Genomic DNA, 20,301 nt, shown 5'->3' with positions numbered 1-20,301 from the left:
TCCGCCTCGAAGCGGGGCAGCTCCTTGTGTCGACCGGAGTTGGCGTGCAGCGACTTCTCGCTTGAGGCGAAGGCGGCGAACGGCGCCAGCCCCGTCCTCACGGGAGATGTGCTCGTCGTCCCACTTCCGGTCCACGGTGAACGACCAAGCAGTCGGTCGACAATCGGCGCGGATCGAGGTTGCCTGGACGCGTGCCCGTCCCCCCGGCCCCTCGCCTCGTCGTCGAGCCGGTCACGGCCGCCACCTGGCCGCTGCTCGTCGACCTGCTGGACCAGGGCGGCCCGGCGGCGCGCTGCTGGTGCGCACTGTGGCGGGTCGGCGCGGACTACCGTCACCGACCCGCGGAGCAGAACCGCCGCGTGCTCGAGGAGGAGGTCGCGTCCGGGCCACCGCCGGGGCTGCTGGCTCTGCGGGACGGCGTCCCGGTCGGCTGGTGCCAGGTCACACCACGGAGCTCGCTCGCCGCGATCGACCGGCCCTGGCGCCTGCGCGCCGTCGATGACGTCCCGGTGTGGGCGGTGACCTGCTTCTACGTCCGCAAGGGATACCGCCGGGAGGGAATCGCCCGCGCGCTGCTCGACGCCGCCGTCCAGCACGCTCGCGCCTCCGGCGCCCCTGCCGTCGAGGGCTACCCACTCGACGGCACGCGCTCGCCGAGCGCGACGAGCACGGGATACGCCTCGACCTTCGCGGCCGCCGGCTTCGTGGAGGTGGCCCGTCGCTCGCCCGAGCGACCGGTCATGCGGCGGACGTTCGACGCGACGTGAGCCGACGCGCGAGGATCACCGCGACGCAGCCGTCTCTCCGGCGGCGACGCGGCCGACGGCATCGGCGGGGCGCCCTGAGCGAGTTCCGCCGCCCGTCTGCTGCGAGCAGCGGCCGCGGTCGCTGACGTCTGCACGGGCGCGTCCTACGGTGGACGGACGCCGAGCCGAGGGTGGTGCCGCGATGACGACAAACGAGTCCACACCTGCAGCTCGACCGCTCGCGGGTGCGCACGCGCTGCTCGTCGGGGCCAACGGCCTCATCGGCAACGCCGTGGCGCGCCTGCTCGTCGAAGCGGGCGCCCGCACGACGATCGCGGCCCGCGACGCCGACGCGCTCGACGCGCTGCGCACTGCGCTCCTGGGGGGACGGCCCGGCGCGGAGGTCACCGTCCACGCGGTCGACGTGCGCGACGACGCTGCGGTCGCGGACCTCGTCCTCGACGCGTCCGGGCCCGACGGGCTCGACGTCGCCGTCAACAACGTCGGGCTGTCGCACCGGCCGGCGCCGCTCGAGCAGCTCGACCTCGCGGTGATCGACGACGTGCTCGCGGTCTCGCTGCGGGGTGTCCTGGTGTGCTTGCGGGCCGAGCTCGGGGCGATGGCGGACGGCGGGTCGATCGTCAACGTGGCGTCGTCCGCGGGGCTCGCGGCCGCGCCGGGCATGTCCGCGTACGTCGCGGCGAAGCACGGTGTCGTCGGGCTGACGAGGACCAGTGCCGTCGACCATGCGGCGCGAGGCGTACGCGTCAACGCCGTCGCGCCGGGCCCGATCGAGTCCGGGCCGATCATGCGGCTCGGTGCCGAGGAGCGCGACCACGTGGGGCAGCACGTGCCGCTGAGACGGATGGGGAGCGCGAACGAGGTCGCGCAGGCCGTCGTCTGGCTGGCGTCGCCCGCGGCCTCGTACATCACGGGCACCGTGCTCGCGGTCGACGGCGGCAAGCGCGCCGGCGGTGCCTGAGTGGACACATCCGGCGGCTCCTCATGGCGCCTCAGGTCGTCGGTCGTCGCTCGGCCTCATGGGGCTCGGACGCGCGGGTGAGGCTCGCCGCGAGACGGCCCACGAGAGCTGGGCCGCGGCGGCCGGAACCCGCCGGGCGTGCCGCCGCCCCGAGCGCCGCGGCTCACAGCAGACGTGAGTCCTGTCGAGACGCAGGCGTTGTCGAGGCAGGTGCGGGTCAGTCGAGCGCGATGACGCCCGCCTGGATCAGGTGCGGCTTGGTGGGGTCGAACGAGTCGTTGAACGTCGGCCCCGTGATCACGAAGGCGAGCCCGGGGCGCTGCCACGACCCGGGGCTGTCGAGCGGCACGGTGAACCGGCTGTAACCCGCGGGCATCGGCGAGGAGAGCCTCGTCCACTTGTCCGGTGCTCCGAGGTCCCTGTTGATGAAGAAGTCCTGGGCGTCGGCGTCCGAGACCACGAGCGTTCCGCGGGGACTGCCCGAGTTCGACCACGTCACGGTGGGAGCGGCGTTCGGGGCGTGGCCGGTCTGGTCGACGAGCGCGACGGCCTTGGAGTGGCGGAAGTCCTCCGGGTCCTTCGCGATCCGGTAGTGGACGGGGTACGTGCCGTCGGGCAGGCCGAGCTCGTAGGTCATGATCCAGAGGTTCTCGTTCAGCTGCGCGACGGTCGTCATCCCGGGCCGCTGCACGTACTCCGTGCCGGTCGCGTCGTCGACGACAGGACCCCACGTGCGCAGGTCCGTGCTCGTCTGGTGTGCGAGCTTCTGGCCGTAGCTGGGGTCGCGCTGGTCGGAGTAGTAGCAGATCAGGCGGTTCTTGTGCAGGAGGAGGAACGGCTCCCAGACGGGGGTCGCGCCGTTCGTCGTGTCGGGCGGCCCGCCCTGCGCCACCATGCTCACGAACGTCCAGGTGAGCCCGGCATCGGTGCTGGCGTACAGCTGGATGTTCGTGCTGCTGATCGAGTTGTTCGTGGGATCGAAGGGCCAGTAGTTGCACGCGAAGAGGAGCGCACCCTTCGGCAGGCCGGCGAAGGCTCGCGGGAGCTCGTACAGGTGCGGCTGGACGTAGAGCCCAGGGGCGGCCGTCGCCCCGAGGATGGTGCCCTGCTGCGTCCAGGTCCGGCCGTCGTCGTCGCTGCGGAAGAGCGGGAAGGCAGTGCCGCCGAAGCTCTGGTAGGTCGCGAGGAGCGTGCGCGAGCGGCCCGGCCGCGCGGTGCTGAGCCGCACCGCGCGCGCGTAGGACGCGCCCGCGGCACCGCCGTCCGTCACGGTCACGGGACCGAACGGCACCTCGTCGCGCGGCTTCCCACGGCCACCCGTGCCGAGGGCGGGGGGCACGGCAACCGCCGGTCCGGAGGCGCTGAACACCGAGAGGCCGACGCCGGACAGCCCTGCCGCGACTGCCCCGGCGCGGATGAAGGTGCGCCGCGAGAACGCGGACGAGTGGCTGGCCGATTCAGGGCTGTCGTGCACGAGTACCTCCCCGTCGAAGCAGTCGTCCGCGGTCGTGGACCTCGGTGTCCGCACCGCGCGCAAGGGCGACTTCGCGACCCTAGAAGGGGATTAGTTTCGCGGCAAGCCGTAATTCGGTCGGAAGCCCGCGAACCGGATCCGGCCGGAGCCGTGACGCCTCAGGTCGCCAGCAGCGCGGCCGCGCCGACGACGGGCAACGACGCTGGTGCCGCGCTCGCGAGAAGCGGGTCGTCGGGTCAACGACGACCGTGCAGCCGCGTCGGCCGCCTTGCGGCGGTCTCTGAACCTCGCGCCGAACGGCTGCGTGCTCAGCAGGCCGTAGCCGAACGGCCCGCGTGTCGGTGGGGCGCGGTTCACTGGCGGGGACGAAGGAGGACGCCATGACCGACAACGTCTCGCCCGGGCTCGCCACCGAGCTCGCGTACTTCCAGGCGTGGACCACCGAGGACTTCGACGTCGCCATGCAGTACATCGCCGACGACATCGTCTGCCGCACGCCCGGCGGCCCGGTGACCGGCGCGGCTGCGTTCCGCGCCTTCATGGAGCCGTTCGCGCGCAGCGTCGTGCGGGCGGAGGTGGTCGCCGGCTTCGGTGAGGGCGACACCGCGGTGCTCGTCTACGACACGGAGACGACGCTCGTCGCCGACGCACCGGGCGCGGAGCACGTGACCGTCGTGGACGGGCGGATCGCGCAGATGCGGATCATCTTCGACCGGCTGCCGTTCGACGCCGCCCGGCGGGCCGCGGGCTGATCCGGACGGTCGTCCGACCACGGGAGGCGGGCGACGGCGTCATGCCCACGTCAGCCACGGCCCACGGCTCGCGCCGCGGTCCGCCGGCGCGCGTTCGGTCAGGCCGCCAGCACCCGCTCGCCGAGCCGCCCGTCGGTCATCTCCAGCACACGGTCGCAGTGCTCGAGGACGTCATGGTCGTGCGTGACCATGACGACCGCGACCCCCGCCTCGTGGGCGCGTGCGGCGAGCAGCCGGACGACGTCGTGGCTGCTCGCGCGGTCGAGTGCTGCCGTCGGCTCGTCGACCAGCAGAAGACTCGGGTCGTTGACGAGCGCCCGCGCGATACCCACCCGCTGACGCTCGCCGCCCGAGAGCTGGTCCGGCCGGTGGTCGGCGCGGTGCGCCATGCCCACGGAGCCGAGGAGCGCGGCGGGGTCGGCCGTCCTGTTGCCGGCGAGACGGGCCGCGAGGCGCAGCTGGTCCGTCGCCGTGAGCGCGGCGATCAGGTTGCCGCTCTGGAACACGAAGCCGATCGTCGTCAGGCGGAAGCGCGTCGCGGCGCTCTTCGCCAGCGCCGTCACATCGGTGCCGTGGACGCGGACGATGCCGCTGTCGGGCTTGGCCAGCGCGCCTGCCACCGCGAGCAACGACGACTTGCCGGAGCCCGACGGGCCGACGACCGCGACGATCTCGCCGGGGTCGACGCGCAGCGACACGTCGTCGAGCGCGTGGACGCGGGCGTCGCCGTCGCCGAGCTCGAGCCGGGCGCCGACGATCTCGAGCGCGGGGGTGGTGGACGGGGTGCTCATCGGTGTCCTCCGAGGGCGGTGACGGGTTCGACGCGAGTGACGCGCAGGATGGCCACGCCCGCACCGCCGAGGCCGAGCACGACGGTGACGATCGAGGCGAGCGCGACGGGTACCGGCTCGAGCGAGAACGGCATGCCGTCGGGCATGAGGGCGCCCATGCCGACGCCGGCCGCGACGCCGAGGACGGTGAAGCCGAGCAGCAGGACCAGGCTCTGCGCGAGGCCGTCGCGCAGCAGGTAGGAGGTCGACGCCCCGACGGCGCGCAGCACAGCGATCTCGTGCGTCCGCTGGATCGTCCAGACCGTGAAGAAGGCGCCGACGACGAGGGCGCAGATGGCGTAGAGGAACGCCCGGATCATGGTCAGCGTCATCGTCTCGGCCTGGTACCCGGGCGAGGCGTTGAACGCCTCCGTGCGCGTCATCGACATGGTGCCCGCCGCGGTGTCGGTGCGGGCGGTGTCGAGCGTCGCGTCGTCCCCCGCCTGGACCGCGATGACGCTCGAGTACGGATAGTGCAGCGCGCCGATCTGCTGCGGCGTGGGCGCGCCGGCCTGAGCGCTCCCCGAGGCGATCAGGCGCCACGTGTCGATCGGGAGGTACGCGACGTCGACGTGCCCGAACGTCGCCTGAGCCGCGGTGAAGCCGACGACCGTGAGCTCGACGCCCGAGCGGTCCAGCGTCACCTTCGTGCCGAGCGCGAGACCGGCGCTCGCGGCGGTCTGGGACACGACGATCTCGCCCGGTCCGGCCGACCGAGCGCCGCTCGACACGGCCGGCGACAGGAAGCCGTCGGGCTCGACACCGAAGAGCGTGAGGTCGACCTGCCGACCCGCGTCGGTCGTGCCGTTGACGATGCTGACACCCAGCGGCTCGGCGGCGCGCACGCCGGGTGCCGCGCTCCACGTGGCGAGCTGCTCGTCGTCGACCACGGACCGGGTGAACGCGTTGTCGGTGATCGTGCCCTTGTCGAAGGCGAACGACATGACGCGCATGGCCTTGAGGCCCGAGACCCCGTCGTTGACGAGGCCCGCCGACAGGCCCGAGAGCAGGACGACGAGGACGGCGACGAGGGCGATGACGACGCCCATGAGCGTGAAGCGGCCGCGAGCAAAGCGCAGCTCGCGCAGACCGAGGAACATGCAACCCCCTACGGACACGGCCGTGGCGACGTGCCGACACCGTGTCGGCAACTTACCGACACGGTGTCACGAAAAGCAGGCGAGGGTCAAACCGCGCGCGTCGACAGCCCGTTCGTGAGGAGCGCCGTCACGTGCGCGGCGACGACGTCCGGGTCGACGCCGTGGCCCGCGAGCTGCATGCCGGCGCCGAGCGCGCCCTGGGCCAGCGCCGCCTGGATGTCGACGTCGGGCACGCCCGAGTCGCGCAGGATCGCGCGGAGAGGTTCGAGCAGCGTGGTGTGCAGCGCCATCACGGCCTCGCGGTCGCTCGGCGCGAGGTCCGTCTCGCGGAGGGTCGAGGCGATCCCGTGCCGGCCGTCGGCGGTCATGCGCATGGTCGCCTCGACGTAGACCCGCAGGCGGTCGGCGTCGTCGACGCCGGCGAGCGCCGCGTCGATCTCCGCGGCCCAGCGGTCGAAGGCCGCGACAGCGACGGCCGCGAGCACGTCGTCGCGCGACGGGAAGTACTCGTAGAACGTCGAGCGCGCGAGACCCGCGCGCTCGGCGACGGCCCGGGGCGTGACGCCCGCGACGCCCGACTCGGGCAGGAGCTCCTCGGTCGCCCGCAGGAGTGCTGCGCGTTGCGCGGCCCGGTGCTCGACGACCGTGGCGGCGGAGATCTTGGGCACGGTCGCATTATCCCGGTGGGTGGGGACCCCCGGCGCGGTACCGGCCGGGGGTCGTCCCGACGATGCCGGCGAACGCCGTGATGAAGCCGCTCGGGTTCGCCCAGCCGCACCGGAACGAGGTCTGCGTCGTGTCGAGACCCTCCGCGAGCAGCACGAGCGCGTGGTAGACGCGCAGGTGGGTGCGCCACTCGCGGAACGTCATGCCGAGCTCGTCGTGGAGCAGCCGGCTCAGCGTGCGGGAGCTCGCACCGACGGCGCGCCCGAGCTCCGCCAGCGAGGCGTTCTCCCCCGGGTCGTCGGCCAGCATCGCGGCGAGCGCGCGCAGGCGGTCGTCGCGCGGTTCGGGCAGGTGGAGCCGCTGCTCGCTGGTGTCGCGCAGCTCGTCGACGAGGACGCGCAGCAGGCGGGCGCGCGCGGTGTCGGTGCGGGCCGTGGCGGGGTCGTCGTCGCCGCCCGTCAGCGCGAGCGTGACCGCCCGCGCGACGCCCGAGGCCAGGAAGACGGCGGGCCGGTCCGGCAGGTGCCGCGCGAGCTCGGGCGTGACGAAGAGGATGCGCATGTCCGTGTCGCCGTGCGCGCGGTGGCGGTGGGCGATGCCGGCCGGGGTCCAGCCGATGCGGTCGGCCGGGACCACCGAGGTCCCGCCGGCCGTGACGACCGCGAGGACGCCGGTCGCGGCGTAGACGAGGTGGCCGTGCTGGTGCGAGTGCGACTCGCTGACCCCGCCCGAGGGCCAGAGGTGGCGGCCGCCCGCGGGCCAGATCTGGGACTGCAGCGGCGCGGCGACCGGCTGGCGACTTTCGGGCACAGCCCGGCAGGTTACCGGTGGTCGGCCACGCCCGGCGGCTGGTGGTCTTGAGCCTCGTGAGCGCGTGCCGCAGTCACCGGGGCCGTGGTCGGCGCGCTCCGCGAAGAGAGGGGAGCACCGGATGACGACGTTCGTCCTGGTACCCGGCGCCTGGCACGGCGGGTGGGCGTACGAGGCGGTGGTGCCGTTGCTGGAGCGCGCGGGCCACGCGGTCGTCGCGCTGACGCTGACCGGTCTGCGCACCGACGACGACGCGGTGACCGTCGCCACCGCGAACCTCGACACGCACGTCGCCGACGTGCTCGCGTGCCTCGACCGGGTGGACGCGCGCGGCGTCACGCTCGTCGGCCACAGCTACGGCGGCCTCGTCGTGGCCGGCGCCGCCGACCGCGCCGACGGTCGGGTCGAGCGGCTCGTCCACCTCGACGCGTACGTGCCGCGCGACGGCGACTCGTGCTGGTCGGCGACGACCGAGGCGTACCGCCAGGCGTTCGTCGCGGGCGCCGCGGGTGAGGGCTTCGCCGTCCGCCCGCCCGAACGGCCCGGGCGCGACCCCCGGCGCCGCCCGCACCCGCTCGCGTCGCTCGTGCAGCAGCTCCGGCTCGACGGCGGCTTCGACCGGGTGCCGCGTCGGGAGTTCGTCTTCTGCTCGGGGTGGGAGGGGACGCCGTTCGCGGAGCAGCGCCGCCGGCTCGAGGCCGACCCCGGATGGCGGGTCCACGACCTGCCGACGGCGCACGACGCGATGCGCGAGGCGCCGGCCGCGGTAGCGGCGCTGCTGCTCGGGAGCGGGACGCCCGGACCCGGCTCGGCGTGACGCGCGAGCGTCGGACGGGACGGCCGTCGGTGGCGGGCCCTACCCTGCGGGTGCAGGTTCGTCCGACGAAGGGGACCGCTCGTGTCCGAGAGCACTCTCGAGGCCTTGGGTGGCGGTGCCGCGCGTCCCGCCGAGTTCGGGCACGACGCGCTGGTCGTCTGCGACAGCCTGGTGCGGATCTTCCAGTCCGGCAGCGTCGAGGTGCAGGCGCTGCAGGGGCTCGACCTGATGGTCGACGACGGCGAGATGATCGCGGTGGTCGGCGCGAGCGGGTCGGGCAAGTCGACGCTGCTCGGCGTGCTGTCCGGCATGGACGCCCCGACCGCGGGGCGTGTGCGGGTCGGCCGCTGGGACCTGATGGCCGTCGGCACCCGGGAGCGGGTCGCCTACCGGCGCGAGATGGTCGGCTTCGTGTGGCAGCAGACGTCGCGCAACCTGCTGCCCTACCTGAGCGCCCGGCAGAACGTCCGGGTGCCGATGACGGCGGGCGCCCGCCGCGCGCGCGCCGCCCGGGCCGACGAGCTGCTCGACCTCGTCGGGGTCGGGCACGTGGCCGACCGGCGGCCGCAGGAGATGTCGGGCGGCGAGCAGCAGCGGGTGGCGATCGCCACGGCGCTCGCGAACGAGCCCCAGCTGCTGCTGGCCGACGAGCCGACCGGCGAGCTCGACACCGCGACGGCGCAGGACGTGTTCGACGCGCTGCGCACCGCGAACCTCGAGGCCGGCACCACGGTGGTCGTCGTGACGCACGACCCGGCCGTCAGCGCGCAGGTGGAGCGCACGGTCGCGATCCGCGACGGTCGGACGAGCAGCGAGGTGCTGCGCCGGGACGCCGACGGCGACGTGACGCACGAGGAGTACGCGGTGATGGACCGGGCGGGTCGCGTGCAGGTGCCGCGGGAGTACCGCGAGGCGCTCGAGCTGACTCGCCGCGTGCGGCTCGCGCTCGAGGGCGACCACGTGAGCGTCCGGCCCGACGGCGGCGCGCGGTCCGGCAGCCGCCGGGAGGTCGTCCGATGAGCGCGGAGCCCGTCGACGCGGCTGCCGCCGGCGCGCGACCGGGATCGGCGGCCCGCGAGCCCGGTGCCGCGGTCCAGGTCAGGGGCGTGCACCGGACGTTCGGCCGCGGCAGGTCCGCGGTGCACGCGCTGCGCGGCGTCGACCTCGACGTGTCGCCGGGCGAGCTCGTCGCGCTCGTCGGGCGGTCCGGCTCGGGCAAGACGACGCTGCTCAACCTCGTCGGCGGCCTCGACCGGCCCGACCAGGGCACCGTGCTGGTCGACGGCGTCGACGTCGCGGCGCTCGGCGACGACGAGCAGGCCGAGCTGCGGCGCGACCGCGTCGCGTTCGTGTTCCAGACGTTCGGGCTGATGCCGGTGCTGACGGCGGCGGAGAACGTCGGGATCCCGCTGCGTCTGCGCGTCGCGCCCGTGGCCGAGCGCGAACGCCGCGTCGAGCTGCTGCTCGACCTCGTCGGGCTCGCGCCGCACGCGCTGCAGCGCCCCGACGAGCTCTCCGGCGGTCAGCAGCAGCGCGTCGCGATCGCGCGGGCGCTCGCCGGGTCGCCGCGGCTCCTCGTGGCCGACGAGCCGACCGGTCAGCTCGACACCGAGACGGGCCTGTCCGTCATGGCGCTGATCCGCGGCGTGGTCGAGGCCGAGGGCATGACGGCGCTCGTCGCGACGCACGACCCGCTGATGATCGCGCTCGCGGACCGGGCGGTGCGGCTCGTGGACGGCCGGCTCGTCGGGGACGCCTGACGTGCGGGAGCTCGTGTGGGAGCGCGGGCGCGCGCAGCTCGGCGTGCTCGCCGCGGTCCTCGCCGTGATGATCGCCGGCTCGGCGCTCGTGGGCGCGTGCGTGCTGCTGACGACGGCCTCGCCGCAGCGCGCGCTGCAGCTGGCGATGGTGCACGCGCCCGACCCCGACGTGCAGGTGTCGGTCGCGCTCGGCTTCCCCGAGGACCCGAACGACTCCAGCATCGACGCGCGCATCGCCGCGACCGCGCGCGACGCCTCCGCCGCCGTCGCCCAGGCGTCGTCGATGCTGACCAAGCCGTTCGGGGCGCTGCCGACGACCCTCACCACCTGGACGTCGACCGTCATGGAGTACCTGCCCGACACGGGCGACGCTTTGCGCCTCGGCTACCTCGCGGAGCTCGACGACCGCGACGCCCGGGGGACGCTCACGGCCGGCCGGTGGCCGACCGCGCCGGGCGAGGTGGCGCTGCCTGCGTCGTCGGCGCAGGCGCTACGACTGCCGGTGGGCAGCACGACGTCGCTCGCCGCCACGGGTGGCGGGCAGGGCGCCGAGCTCCACGTGGTCGGGACGTTCGTGCCGCGGCCTGCGGCCGCGTGGGACGAGGACCCGCTCGACGGCACGGGAATCGGCCCGAACTACCGTGGCTACATCTCGGCGTACGGACCGTTCGTCGTCGCGCCGGGGCAGCTCGCCGTGAGCGGCGTGCCGCTGCGCCGCGTCACGCTGCGCGCGCAGCCGGACCTCACGCACGCGAGCGCGGCCGAGCTGACGCGGGCCGGCGCGGCCGTCAACGCCCTCAGCGGCGACCTGAGCAGCGCGCTCGGCGGCCTGACGCAGAACCTCGTGGTCGACCGCCCGTACCAGCGCACGCTCGACGACGCCCGCCTGCAGCGCGGCGTGACGGGCTCGGGCGTGCTCGCGGTGGCGCTGATGGGCGGCGCGCTCGCGGCCACCACGGTGGTGCTCGCCGCCCGGCTGGTGGCCGCCCGGCGCGCGCCCGAGGCCGCGCTCCTCACCGCGCGCGGCACGTCACGCTCGCGCCTGGTCGCGCAGGCGGCGGTCGAGGCGGGCGCGCTCGTGCTGCTCTGCGTGGTGCCCGCGACGCTGCTCGCGCTGCTGCTGTACCGCCTGCTCGCCGACGCGGTGGGCCTCGGGCCGACCGGCGTGCCCGAGGACGGGATCGTGCCGCTCGTCGCCGTGGTCGCGCTCGTCTCGCTCGTGCTCGGCTGCCTGCTGGTGCTGCCGTGGCTGCGCAGCGGGTCGCCGCGCGGCACGCGCGAGGACCGCGTCGGCGTCGTGGCCCGCTCGGGCGCCGACCTGCTGCTCATCGCGCTCGCGGTGCTCGCGTACTTCCAGCTGCGCGACCACGGGATCTCGGCCGGCGCGACCGCCGACCCCGTGCTCGTCGTCGCGCCCGTGCTGTGCCTCCTCGCGGGGGCGGCCCTCACGCTGCGGCCGCTGCCGCTGCTCGCCCGGCGGGCCGACGCCCGGGCGGCGTCGTCACGCTCGCTCGCGCTGCCGCTCGCCGCGTGGGGCGTCGCGCGTCGACGGCAGGGCGCCGCCGCCGCGTTCCTCATGGTGCTCGCGACGGCCTGCGCGACGTTCGGCGTGGGGTTCGCCGCGACCTGGTCGCAGTCGCAGCGCGACCAGGCGGCGGCGACGGTCGGCACCGATCTCTCCGTGCCCGCGCGGCTCGACGCCCTCGGCGCGGGGGCCGCGATCCGCACGGCGACCGGGGGCCGGGTCAGCCCGGTGACGAGCCGCGTCGTGACGCTCGGCTCGCGCGTGCAGCGCGGCGACGGCGTGCGGCTGGTCGCGGTCGACACGCGTGACGCCGACGCGCTGCTGCGCGGACGCCCGTCGTCGGGCACGTGGTCCGACACCACCGCGGGGCTCGCGCCGACCGGGCCGGTCGGGGGCGTGCAGCTCACGGGCACGAGCGCCGACCTCGTCGTCACGGGCCGCGTCGAGGACCGCGTGCCGATGAACGCGGACCTGAGCCTGGTGGTGCAGGACGCGGACGGCGCGCGCGCCGGGCTGCCCGCGGGCACGGTCCCCCTGGACGGCGCACCGCACCCGCTCGCGGTCGCGGTGCCCGCGGGCGTCCGGCTCGTCGGCGTGAACGCCCGGCTCACCGCCGTCGGCGACGCCGGCGACCCCGACCAGCAGAGCTCGACCGACGTCACGATCGACGTGATGGTGCACGGCGCGACGCTCCCCGCCGGCGGCACGTGGTCCGTCGCACTCACCCCGAGCGACGACTACGTGGTCGCGTCGCTCGACCGGATCACTGCCGCCGAGGTGCCGGGCGGCGTGCGCCTGACGCTCGACGGGTCAGCCTCGCTCCCGGGGATCTACTGGTCGGACGGCGTGCTCACCGCGCTCGCGTTCACGCCCGTCGAGCAGGTGCCGGTCGTCGTCTCCAGGCGGCTGGCCGACGACCTCGGCCTCAAGGTCGGCCAGGGAGTCCAGCTCAAGCTCGACCTGACGCCCGTGATCGCCAGGGTCCGCGCGATCACCGACTACGTCCCGTCGCAGCCGCGCGCCGCCGCGCTGCTCGCCGACGTCGACACCCTCTCCCGCGCGGCCCTCACCCAGGGCAGCCTGACGACGCTGACGGACGCGTGGTGGGTCGGCGGGACGATCCCCGCGGGAGCGGCCGAGACGCTCGAGGCCCAGGGGCTCGGTCCGGCGACGGAGCGGAGCGCCGTCGCGCAGGAGAGCGCCGACGGCCCGCTGCGGGCGGGGCTGCGTGCGGCGGCGGCGCTCCTCGTCGTCGCGGCGATCGCGCTGGCACTCGTCGGGACCGCGCTGCACTCGACGACCGCCCTCGAGGCGCGCGAGCTCGACGTCGCGCGGTTGCACGGGCTGGGCGCGCCGCGGCGCTCGGTGCTCGCGTCGGTCCTGACCGAGCAGGCCGTGTTCACCGGGGTGCCGCTGCTCGCGGGCGGTCTGCTCGGCGCGCTGGCCTGCTGGGCGATCGGACCGCTGCTCGCGGTCTCCGCGCAGGGCCTCGCGCCCGTTCCGCCGGCGGTCGTGCGCTGGCCGATGACGCTGCAGGCGGGGATCGTGGTCGCGCTGCTGCTCGGGTGCGCCGCGCTCGTCGTGCCGCTCGCCGCCCGCGCGGTGCGCCGCGCGACGATCGCGCAGCTGCGGATGGACGCGGCCTCGTGAGGGTCGCCTGGCGCCGGGCCCGCGCCGACCTGTGGCCGTTGCTCGTCACCGTGCTCGTCGTCGCGCTCACGGTCGGGCTCACCGACGCGGTGCCGCGGCTGCTGACGAGCCGGTCCGACGCCGCGGTGCGGGACGCGGTGGAGCGCGCCGACCCGCCCGCGGACCTCGTCGTGACGAGTACGTACGGCGCCGGGATGTCCAACCCCGAGTCCGGCGAGGCCGAGACGCGCGCGGGCGTCGACGACGCGGCGGTCCGGATCCAGCAGGCGATGCCGCGGTCGCTCCGGCCGCTGCTCGGGCCGCCCGCCGCCGACGCGACGAGCATCGACCTCACGCTCAGCACGCCGAAGGTGCCGAGCGGCGGCGTGCTGTGGATGACGTACCTGTGGGCGGGCGGCGAGCCCGCGGTGCGCTGGACCTCGGGCGCGGCGCCCGGTCCGGGGGCCGACGGGACCGTGCGGCTCGGGCTCTCGGGCGCCGTCGCGCGCGTCCTCGGTGTGGGCGCCGGAGACCGGTTCGAGGCGAAGAAGCCCGACCACACGGTGGTCCCCGTGCTCGTGACCGGCGTGTTCGAGCCGCAGGACCCGCACGACCGGGTGTGGGCCGCGCGGCCCGAGGTGCTCGAGCCGCGCATCGTGGGGCCCGACGGGGCGCCGACCACGGTGGTCGCGGGCCTGCTCTCGGCGGCGTCCCTGCCGCCGGCCCGTGCCGCACTCGAGCCGGACGGCGTGACGCGGACCTTCCGGTTCCCGGTCGACGCGCGCGCTCTCGACTACGCCGGGTCGCGCGCGATCGTCCAGAAGCTCGCCGCCCTCGAGTCGTCGCCGGACAGGCTGAACGCACCGGGGCCCGAGCCGCGGCTCACGACCCGGCTCGGCGACGTGCTGACGCAGGCCCGGCAGCGCGTCTCCGCGACGTGGTCGCAGGCCATGGTGGTGCTCGCGGGGCTCGCGGGCGCCGCCGTGCTCGTTCTCCTCGTGTCGGCCGACCTGCTCGCGCGCCGGCGTTCGACCGCTCTGCGCACGCTGCGCGCCCGGGGGCGGTCGCTCACGGACATCGCGGCGCGCTCGGCCGCCGAGTCCGCCGTCGTCGTCGGCGCGGGCGCCGCGGTGGGGCTGGCGCTCGGCGCCGCCGCGGCTCGCGGCCCGGTCACGTGGCCGTGGGTCGTGGTCGTGGTGGTCGCCGGCGTGCTCGCGCCGCCCGCGTTCGCAACCGTGACGGCGGCGCGCAGCGAGGCCCGACGCGTCCCGACGGACCGGCACCGGCGCCGCATGGCGCAGCGCGTCCGCACCGTGCGGCGGCTCTCGGTCGAGGCGGCGCTCGTGGTCCTCGCGCTCGCCGCGCTCGCCGCGCTGCGGCACCGCGGCGTCGTGTCGTTGTCCGGACCCGCGGACCTCGCGCTCGCGGCCGCACCCGTGCTGGTCGCCGCGGCGGGCGCGCTGCTGCTCTGGCGTGCGGTGCCCCCGCTCCTCGGTGGTGCGCTCCGCGTCGCGCGCCGGTCGCGGCGGGCCGGTGGGCTGCTCGCGCTGGCGCGCGCCCGGTCGACCGGGGCGGTCCTGCCGTTCGTCGCGCTCGTGGTCGTCACGACGCTCGTCGCGCTGTGCGGCGCGCTCGCGGGCACGGCGCGCGCCGGGCAGACCGACGGCTCGTGGGACAGCGTCGGCGCCGACGCGCTGGTGCGGACCCCGACGCCGAGCTCGACGCTGCCGGACGTCGCCGCCCGGCTCGCGGCAGCCCGCGGCGTGGACGCGGTGGCCGTCGGCCGGGTGCAGGCGCGGGCCAACCTGTTCGACGCGCCAGGAGTCGACACCGTGCGGGTGCTCGCGGTGGACCCCCGTGCGTACGGCGAGCTCCTCGCCCGCACGCGGTTCGGTGCCGCTCCGCAGCTCGCGACGCTCGCCGGGGCCTCGCGCGAGGCCGCCACGCGCACCGAGCCCGGCCCGCTGCCGGCGCTCGTGCCCACCTCGCTCGTGGGCGCCCACCCGTCGCTGCGATGGGCGGGTGTCACCGTCGACCTCGCGCCCGTCGGCCCGGCGCCCGCGCTGCCGGCGCAGCAGCCGGACGGCTCGTCGGCTGCGCCCACGGTCGTGGTGGACCGGACGGCGCTCGCGGCGGTGGCCCGGGCAGTCGCGGCGGCGCGCGCCGCGCAGACCGGGGTGACGCTCGTCGGGCCCGAGTCGCCCGTGGCCGACCCCGACACGATCTGGGCCGTCGGTCCGGGCGCCGCCGCGGCCGCGCGTGCGGTCGCGCCGACCGGTGCGGACGTGGTCGGCCGCGCGCAGTGGCTCGCGGACCGTCGCGCGGACCCGCTCGCGGGCGGCCTGCTCGCGCTCGTCGCGCTGGTCGCCCTGGTGTGCGCCGGGCTGGCCGCGGTCGTGGTGGTGCTCGACGCCGCGGCCACGGCACCGGACCGGGCGCGCTCCCTCGCGACGGCCCGGGTGCTCGGACTCCGCGGGCGGGACGCGGCGCGCGTGGCCACGGGCGAGCTGCTGCCGCCGACGCTCGTCGCCGCGGTGGGCGGCGTGCTGCTCGGCGTGCTGCTCGTGGGCGCGATCGTCGCGCCGCTCGCGCTGCGGCTCGTCACCGGCCAGGCCGGCGACCCGGGGGTCGTGCTGCCGTGGTGGGCGGTCGTGCCGGTCGCGCTGCTCACGGCGACGGTCGTCGCGGTCGTCGCGGTCGAGTCGTCCGCGCGTCGGCGCGAGCGGCTCGGGCAGGTGCTGCGGGTCCGCTGACCGGTCGCGCTCCGCGGCGAGCGAGCTCTCCCCGGTCGTCGGCCGCGCCTTTCGGTGCGACGCTGCGGTGACTGGCTCCGACAGGGACGAGGTGGTGACTGTGGCGAGCACCAAGCCGCTCAGTGACGCGTTCTCGCGCGCCGTGGCGTACGGGACGGATGTGGTGACCGACGAGCACGTGCGCGCGAGCGTGCGCCGGCTCGGCTTCGCGGTGGTCGACGTGGGCAAGGCGGTCGTGGAGGCCGGCCGCAACCGGCCGGCGGCCGACGCCGGGCGCACGGTGTCGGTGCCCCCGCAGGGCTGACGGCGGTCCCGCGCGGGCTGACGCTTCGCCCGCGCGGGCCCGAAGGCACGCGCGAACCCGCTGGCCGCGGGCGCGTCCTCAGCGCACGGCACCTCCGCGCGGCGGGAGCCGGTGCAGGACCACGTCCTCGAGCCGCCCGTCGCGCGCGGTCGCCGTCAGGTACGTCGCGGTCGGCTGCCGGCGGCGGTCGGTCGGCGAGCCCGGGTTGAGCAGCCGCATGCCGCGCGGCGTCACGGTGTCCCACGGGATGTGGCTGTGCCCGAAGACGAGCAGGTCGAGGTCCGGGTACGCCGCGTCGCAGCGCGCCTCCCGCCCCGCGGCCGTCCCCGTCTCGTGGACCACGCCGACGCGGAGGCCCTCGAGCCCGACGTGCGCGACGAGCGGCAGCCGCGCGCGGAGCGCCGGACCGTCGTTGTTGCCGTAGCAGCCGACGAGGCGACGGGCACGTGAGTCGAGTGCGTCGAGCAGCGCCACGTCGACCCAGTCGCCGGCGTGCACCACCACGTCCGCCTCGTCGACGGCCGCCCACACGGCGGCAGGCAGGTCCCGCGCGCGCGCCGGCACGTGCGTGTCCGCGAGCAGCAGCAGGCGGGTCGGCATGCGCTCAGCCCGCGGCGTGCGTCCGGTCGACCGCGCGCCGCACGACCTCGGCGTCGTCGGCACCTTCGTCGCGCCACGTGAGCTGCTCGAGCGCGCCGTTGCCGCGGCTCAGCACCTGCTCGACCTGGCGCTCGACCCAGTCGAGGTCGCCTGCGTCGGCGAGCGCGTCGCGCACGTGGTCGACGAGCTCGCCGATCACGTCGGCCGCGGGCCGCGGCTGCCACGCGACCGGGCTGACGAGGTCGCCGGCGAGCCCCGAACGCGCGGCGCGCCAGTTCGCGGCCCGGACCAGCTCGACGCGCGGCGGCTGCGCGGGGACCGCGTCGGCACGCGTGGCGGTCTCGGCGAGCCCGCGCACGAGCGCCGCCTGCAGCACCGCGTCGGTGGCGTCGAGGCACACGTCGGCGACGCGCACCTCGACGGTCGGGTACCGGTCCGAGAGGCGCGCGTCGAAGTAGAGCATGCCGCGGTCGAGCACCGCGCCCGTGCTGAGCAGGTCGTCGACCAGCGCGCGGTAGCCCGCGGCGTCGCCGAACGGGGACGTCGGGCCGGCCGAGGGCCACCGGCCCCAGACCTGCGACCGGTAGCTCGCGTACCCCGTGCGAGAGCCCTGCCACCAGGGGCTGTTCGCGCTGAGGGCGAGGAGCACGGGCGTCCACGACCGGAGGTGGTCGAGCACGCGCACGCCCTCCTCGTCGTCCTCGACGGACACGTGCACGTGGCACCCGCACGTCAGCTGCTCGCGGGCCGTCTGGCCGAACTCGGCGCGGATCCGGTGCGCGCGCCGGTCGGCGAGCACCGTCGACTCGACGGCCTGGGGAGCGGTGCCCAGCGCCGCGACCCGGGCGCCAGCGCGCTGGGCGTACTCGTCGGCCAGCGCGCGCCCGGCGCGGACCTCGTCGAGCAGGTCCGCGAGGCTCTCGCGCGGGTGGGTCGAGACCTCGACCTGCTCCTGCTTGAACTCCTTCTCGAGAGCGCCGCCGGGCTCGTCCGGCTCGTCGGGCTCGACGGCCGCGGCGTCTCGCGCCGCCGCGCGGAGCACCGCATGCGCCACCGCCTGCGGCTCGCCCTCGGGGGTGACCAGCAGGAACTCCTCCTCGACTCCCAGTGTTCGCACGCGGACAGTCTGCGGGGAGGGCCCACGCGCCGCGCGCCGAACGGCGCATGGCGACCGCGGACCACCCGTCACGGCGGCACGGCGCGGCTCGCACCGATGCGGCCGGCGGCCGGCGCCGCGGCCCGCGCTCGGTCAGAGGCGGACCGTCTCGTTCTCTCCGCCGTCGTAGCGCTCGCCCGTGACCTTCGCCTTCACGAGGCTGATGGCCGTCGTCAGCCGGTTGCCGGGCGACTCCCAGTACTCCGCCGTCTCGCCGTGCAGCACGAGGAGCACCAGGCCCGGCGTCTCGGGGCCGTCCGGGAACCACGCCTCCGCGACGGGGTTCCACAGCTCGCGGGCCTTGGCGACGTCCCGCACGACCTCGGCGGTCCCCGAGACGGACACCCACGACGTGGAGTCGGCGAAGGCGGCGTTCGCGGGGGCGCCGCCCTCGACCTCGTGCGCCTTGTGGCTGTCCGCGTCGGCGAAGAACCACAGGTCCCCGCGGAAGTCGGCCTCCTGGACGCCCATCGGGCGGCTCACCAGTCGACCGTCGGGCGCGATCGTCGTGAGCATCGCCACGTTCGCCTTCTTGACCAGCTCGGTGACCTTCTCGATCTGACTCTCGACCGTGCCGTGCTCGTCGTGCCCCATGACTGCCTCCGTCCGCGCGCGCTGCGCGCCGACGACCCGACGCCCGGTCACGGTAGGTCCGCGGATGCGCACCCGCACTCGCGGGGCGCGACGCCGCCCGCGCGGCGTCAGGGGTGCAGGCCGGCGATCAGCGCGCCGATGGTGAGCGCAGCTCCCGCGATCCACAGCAGGGTCGGCCAGCGGCGGCTCACGTGCGCACCACCTCGCCGTCCTCGACCGCGACCGGGACGGACGCGAGCGGGCGCGTCGCCGGGCCCTGCAGCACGGCGCCCGTCGTGGCGTCGAACCGGCTGCCGTGGCACGGGCACCGGATCTCGCCGTCGTGCACGTCGCGGACGAGGCAGCCGAGGTGCGTGCACACCGCCGAGAAGCCGTGCACCTGCGAGCCGGTGCGGGTCAGCACCACCCGCTGGTCGGCAAGCACGACGCCGCCACCGTCGGGCACGTCCGCGAGCGGTGCGAGCGCCGCGCCGCCCGCCCCTGTGGTCGCCGCCGGAGGCTTCGGCTCGCCGCCGGTGATCCCGTACGTGCCACCACCGGGGGTGGGCGCCGCGACCCGGAAGCCGACGTACCCCGCGACCCCGGCGACGACCGCCACCGCCGCGACCTCGACCACGGCCCGGCGCTCGACGCCCTCGCGGCCGTCCTCGGCCCCGACGCCGGCCATCAGAGCTTCACCACGTCGGGCTGGCCGAAGAACCACAGCGCGGACGTGAACCACGCGACGACCAGCAGCGTCACGAGCACCGCGCCGAGCACCGGCACGACAGCCGACGGCAGCCCGCGCACGCGCAGCGCGAGCATCTTCGCCGCGAACACGCCGTACAGCAGGCAGCCGGCGACCGAGTGGACGAGCGTGCGCGCCGAGGTGTCGGAGAAGCCGAGCGACCACACGCAGTGGAACATCACGGGCAGCGTCAGCAGGAACGCCGCGGTCCCGCTCCAGCGGTGCAGCCCGGCCACCCACGGCGGCGGAGACGTGACGCGGGGCAGCCGGCCGTACATCGCGAGCGCCGACAGGACCTGGACGACGGCGAGCAGGAGCGCGGCGGTCGCGAGCCACGCCTTCATCTGGAGCATGCCGCTGAACCACAGCGTGGTGAGCGCGGCGCCGTCGCCGGGGTGCACCCGCGCGTAGGCGGCGAGGAGGGCCGCGACGGCCAGGACGACGACGCCGAGCCCGGCGAGCGCCCAGCCGCGCGGCGGGGTGCGTGCGGGTGATCGGGGTGCGGCCGCGGGTTCGGCCATGGCGGTCCTCCGCTCGACCGTCCAGGTATCCACCCGGTGCCCGCACGGGCGCAAGGGGGTCCTGGGTGGAACCCCCACGCGGTCAGGTGCCGTCAGCGCCGTCCGGCCGCGTCCCGGCACGCGCGACGACGGCCAGCAGCCGGCGCAGCTCGTCGGCCTCGGCCGGGCTGAGCCCGCGGACGACGATCTCCTCGGCGGGTCCGGGCGCGCCGGCCGCGAGGACCGCGGAACGTCCCGACGCCGTCACGGCGACCTCGAGCCGGCGACGGTCGGCGGCGTCGGGCGTCCGTGTGACGTAGCCGGCGCGCGCCAGCGTCGCGACCGTGCGGCTCATGGTCTGCTCCGAGACGTCGACCGCGACCGCGAGCTCGCGCTGGGTGCGTGCGCCCTCGAGCAGCAGGAAGAGGACCGGCAGGCTCGCGTGGTTCAGGTCCCACGCGGCGAGGTGGGCGTTCCACTCGCGCTCGACGCGCCGCGCGGCGGCCGACAGGAGACGACCGACGGGCCACCGCGCGGGGTCGTCGTCGCGGGCCGCCGGGCTCATCCGTCCTCCCA

General features: G+C 76.0%; 20 protein-coding genes. 9 read left to right on the top strand and 11 right to left on the bottom strand.

Features of this window, described 5'->3' with window-relative positions:
- Positions 1-191 precede the first annotated feature (191 nt).
- On the top strand, positions 192-767 hold the full coding sequence (locus QRT04_RS08650) for a GNAT family N-acetyltransferase (protein WP_289454814.1): 576 nt from the start codon (positions 192-194) through the stop codon (positions 765-767).
- Positions 768-948: 181 nt separating this feature from the next.
- Complete coding sequence (locus tag QRT04_RS08645) at positions 949-1,728, top strand: SDR family NAD(P)-dependent oxidoreductase (RefSeq protein ID WP_289454813.1); 780 nt, start codon at positions 949-951, stop codon at positions 1,726-1,728.
- Positions 1,729-1,945: 217 nt separating this feature from the next.
- On the opposite strand, the gene QRT04_RS08640 is transcribed toward QRT04_RS08645, so the two are convergent.
- Positions 1,946-3,202, bottom strand: a complete 1,257-nt coding sequence (locus tag QRT04_RS08640) for a sialidase family protein (protein WP_289454812.1) — start codon at positions 3,200-3,202, stop codon at positions 1,946-1,948.
- A 380-nt stretch (positions 3,203-3,582) separates the two neighbouring features.
- Here QRT04_RS08640 and QRT04_RS08635 point away from each other — a divergent pair, with 380 nt between their 5' ends.
- A complete protein-coding gene (locus tag QRT04_RS08635) occupies positions 3,583-3,954 on the top strand; it encodes a nuclear transport factor 2 family protein (RefSeq protein WP_289454811.1) in 372 nt (123 codons plus the stop codon).
- Positions 3,955-4,052: 98 nt separating this feature from the next.
- Here the strand turns inward: QRT04_RS08635 and QRT04_RS08630 are convergent, their stop codons facing one another.
- From QRT04_RS08630 to QRT04_RS08615, 4 genes are all read right to left on the bottom strand, one after another.
- Positions 4,053-4,745, bottom strand: coding sequence for an ABC transporter ATP-binding protein (locus tag QRT04_RS08630; RefSeq protein ID WP_289454810.1), 693 nt, complete (start codon positions 4,743-4,745; stop codon positions 4,053-4,055).
- Positions 4,742-5,884: an ABC transporter permease gene (locus QRT04_RS08625; RefSeq protein WP_289454809.1), complete on the bottom strand. Its 1,143-nt coding sequence runs from the start codon at positions 5,882-5,884 to the stop codon at positions 4,742-4,744. Before QRT04_RS08625 ends, QRT04_RS08630 begins: the two co-directional genes overlap by 4 nt.
- Before the next feature lie 86 nt (positions 5,885-5,970).
- The gene (locus QRT04_RS08620; RefSeq protein ID WP_289454808.1) at positions 5,971-6,552 is read right to left on the bottom strand and encodes a TetR/AcrR family transcriptional regulator; all 582 of its coding nucleotides are present in this window, start codon (positions 6,550-6,552) and stop codon (positions 5,971-5,973) included.
- A 7-nt stretch (positions 6,553-6,559) separates the two neighbouring features.
- Positions 6,560-7,360 carry an AraC family transcriptional regulator gene (locus QRT04_RS08615; protein WP_289454807.1) on the bottom strand — a complete coding sequence of 267 codons (801 nt, stop codon included), beginning with the start codon at positions 7,358-7,360 and terminating at the stop codon, positions 6,560-6,562.
- A gap of 121 nt (positions 7,361-7,481) precedes the next feature.
- Here QRT04_RS08615 and QRT04_RS08610 point away from each other — a divergent pair, with 121 nt between their 5' ends.
- The 6 genes from QRT04_RS08610 (at position 7,482) to QRT04_RS08585 (ending at position 16,148) form a co-directional block, all read left to right on the top strand.
- Complete coding sequence (locus QRT04_RS08610) at positions 7,482-8,177, top strand: alpha/beta fold hydrolase (protein ID WP_289454806.1); 696 nt, start codon at positions 7,482-7,484, stop codon at positions 8,175-8,177.
- A gap of 81 nt (positions 8,178-8,258) precedes the next feature.
- Entirely contained in the window at positions 8,259-9,197 is a 939-nt protein-coding gene (locus QRT04_RS08605; RefSeq protein ID WP_289454805.1) for an ABC transporter ATP-binding protein, read from the top strand.
- A complete protein-coding gene (locus QRT04_RS08600; RefSeq protein WP_289454804.1) occupies positions 9,194-9,937 on the top strand; it encodes an ABC transporter ATP-binding protein in 744 nt (247 codons plus the stop codon). Before QRT04_RS08605 ends, QRT04_RS08600 begins: the two co-directional genes overlap by 4 nt.
- A 1-nt stretch (position 9,938) precedes the next feature.
- Positions 9,939-13,112 (top strand): FtsX-like permease family protein, encoded by a 3,174-nt coding sequence (locus QRT04_RS08595; RefSeq protein WP_289454803.1) that lies wholly within the window; start codon positions 9,939-9,941, stop codon positions 13,110-13,112.
- Entirely contained in the window at positions 13,109-15,844 is a 2,736-nt protein-coding gene (locus tag QRT04_RS08590; RefSeq protein ID WP_289454802.1) for an FtsX-like permease family protein, read from the top strand. The genes QRT04_RS08595 and QRT04_RS08590 overlap by 4 nt, the downstream gene beginning before the upstream one ends.
- A 100-nt stretch (positions 15,845-15,944) precedes the next feature.
- Positions 15,945-16,148, top strand: coding sequence for a hypothetical protein (locus tag QRT04_RS08585; RefSeq protein WP_289454801.1), 204 nt, complete (start codon positions 15,945-15,947; stop codon positions 16,146-16,148).
- Positions 16,149-16,226: 78 nt separating this feature from the next.
- On the opposite strand, the gene QRT04_RS08580 is transcribed toward QRT04_RS08585, so the two are convergent.
- The 6 genes from QRT04_RS08580 to QRT04_RS08555 all read right to left on the bottom strand — a co-directional run bounded on the left by QRT04_RS08580 (position 16,227) and on the right by QRT04_RS08555 (position 20,290).
- Positions 16,227-16,748, bottom strand: a complete 522-nt coding sequence (locus QRT04_RS08580) for a metallophosphoesterase family protein (RefSeq protein ID WP_289454800.1) — start codon at positions 16,746-16,748, stop codon at positions 16,227-16,229.
- 4 nt (positions 16,749-16,752) lie between these two features.
- Positions 16,753-17,865 (bottom strand): carboxylate-amine ligase, encoded by a 1,113-nt coding sequence (locus QRT04_RS08575; RefSeq protein ID WP_289454799.1) that lies wholly within the window; start codon positions 17,863-17,865, stop codon positions 16,753-16,755.
- Positions 17,866-17,997: 132 nt separating this feature from the next.
- On the bottom strand, positions 17,998-18,498 hold the full coding sequence (locus QRT04_RS08570) for a pyridoxamine 5'-phosphate oxidase family protein (RefSeq protein WP_289454798.1): 501 nt from the start codon (positions 18,496-18,498) through the stop codon (positions 17,998-18,000).
- Positions 18,499-18,685: 187 nt separating this feature from the next.
- Positions 18,686-19,165, bottom strand: a complete 480-nt coding sequence (locus QRT04_RS08565) for a Rieske (2Fe-2S) protein (protein WP_289454797.1) — start codon at positions 19,163-19,165, stop codon at positions 18,686-18,688.
- A complete protein-coding gene (locus tag QRT04_RS08560; protein WP_289454796.1) occupies positions 19,165-19,746 on the bottom strand; it encodes a DUF6529 family protein in 582 nt (193 codons plus the stop codon). The genes QRT04_RS08565 and QRT04_RS08560 overlap by 1 nt, the downstream gene beginning before the upstream one ends.
- A gap of 82 nt (positions 19,747-19,828) precedes the next feature.
- Positions 19,829-20,290 carry a MarR family winged helix-turn-helix transcriptional regulator gene (locus QRT04_RS08555; protein WP_289454795.1) on the bottom strand — a complete coding sequence of 154 codons (462 nt, stop codon included), beginning with the start codon at positions 20,288-20,290 and terminating at the stop codon, positions 19,829-19,831.
- Positions 20,291-20,301: the final 11 nt, after the last annotated feature.

This window comes from Cellulomonas alba, from assembly GCF_030362835.1.
GTDB classification, from domain to species: Bacteria; Actinomycetota; Actinomycetes; order Actinomycetales; family Cellulomonadaceae; genus Cellulomonas; species Cellulomonas alba.
Note: the sequence above shows the minus strand (reverse complement) of the source record. Positions and strands in the feature narration are given on the sequence as shown.

What these genes read in the sequence shown, in the direction of transcription:
- QRT04_RS08580 (WP_289454800.1), bottom strand. Translation starts at nt 16,748, where the DNA reads ATGCCGACCCGCCTGCTGCTGCTCGCGGACACGCACGTGCCGGCGCGC.
- QRT04_RS08565 (WP_289454797.1), bottom strand. Translation starts at nt 19,165, where the DNA reads ATGGCCGGCGTCGGGGCCGAGGACGGCCGCGAGGGCGTCGAGCGCCGG.
- QRT04_RS08625 (WP_289454809.1), bottom strand. Translation starts at nt 5,884, where the DNA reads ATGTTCCTCGGTCTGCGCGAGCTGCGCTTTGCTCGCGGCCGCTTCACG.
- QRT04_RS08555 (WP_289454795.1), bottom strand. Translation starts at nt 20,290, where the DNA reads ATGAGCCCGGCGGCCCGCGACGACGACCCCGCGCGGTGGCCCGTCGGT.
- QRT04_RS08610 (WP_289454806.1), top strand. Translation starts at nt 7,482, where the DNA reads ATGACGACGTTCGTCCTGGTACCCGGCGCCTGGCACGGCGGGTGGGCG.
- QRT04_RS08635 (WP_289454811.1), top strand. Translation starts at nt 3,583, where the DNA reads ATGACCGACAACGTCTCGCCCGGGCTCGCCACCGAGCTCGCGTACTTC.
- QRT04_RS08570 (WP_289454798.1), bottom strand. Translation starts at nt 18,498, where the DNA reads ATGGGGCACGACGAGCACGGCACGGTCGAGAGTCAGATCGAGAAGGTC.
- QRT04_RS08645 (WP_289454813.1), top strand. Translation starts at nt 949, where the DNA reads ATGACGACAAACGAGTCCACACCTGCAGCTCGACCGCTCGCGGGTGCG.
- QRT04_RS08600 (WP_289454804.1), top strand. Translation starts at nt 9,194, where the DNA reads ATGAGCGCGGAGCCCGTCGACGCGGCTGCCGCCGGCGCGCGACCGGGA.
- QRT04_RS08630 (WP_289454810.1), bottom strand. Translation starts at nt 4,745, where the DNA reads ATGAGCACCCCGTCCACCACCCCCGCGCTCGAGATCGTCGGCGCCCGG.
- QRT04_RS08560 (WP_289454796.1), bottom strand. Translation starts at nt 19,746, where the DNA reads ATGGCCGAACCCGCGGCCGCACCCCGATCACCCGCACGCACCCCGCCG.